General features: G+C 46.5%; 1 pseudogene. It reads left to right on the top strand.

The annotated features are described in order from the left end of the window. A pseudogene (locus R7Q11_RS26885) lies at positions 1-656 on the top strand (AAA family ATPase); the annotation flags it as partial.

The raw sequence follows: 656 nt of genomic DNA, 5'->3' as shown, positions 1-656 counted from the left end.
GAGAGGCGTCGGATGACGATATTGATAAGCTATTAGCTCAATACGATCAACCAGCAGAAGAAACATCAACTGAGCTTGACCCACTTGATGAACTCGAAAGTCTGGCGGGTTTGACTGATGACACCGATATCGATGAAAACAGCACTGAGCTACTCGACGAATTGATCGATTTCGATGAAGACGAAACCGAGGAAGAGTTCGATCCGCTCAACGAATTGGAAGCGCTATCTGATTTTGAGGCTGAAGAAGTAATTGAGGAACTCGACGAAAACAGCGTTGATTTACTCGATGAGTTACTGCAAGACGACGATGATGAGCCCGTTTTAGAAGACGAGACCACGAGCGAGCTTGACCCATTCGATGATTTGATTCGTGAGGATGAGGTAGCCACTGCTGATGAGAGTCAGTTAGACGATGACTTGGTGGCTGATTTTGGTTTTGAAGAGATTGAGCCTAAAACGGAACAAAATAAAGCGCTTGAGCCAGAAGAAGAAAAGCCGCTAACCGTGCAGGTTGAAGAAGACGCCTCAGAGTTAGAACTTGAATCTGGCTTAGATATCGACGCTCTGCTGAGTGAGGCGCAGCCACAACCACCGGCTGCATCAGAACCAGAACTAACGAAATCATTCCAAGAAGAAAGCGTCCCGTTTAATAGC

It is taken from the genome of Vibrio sp. 970 (assembly GCF_033339075.1).
This window is presented reverse-complemented; position numbering and strand designations above follow the sequence as displayed.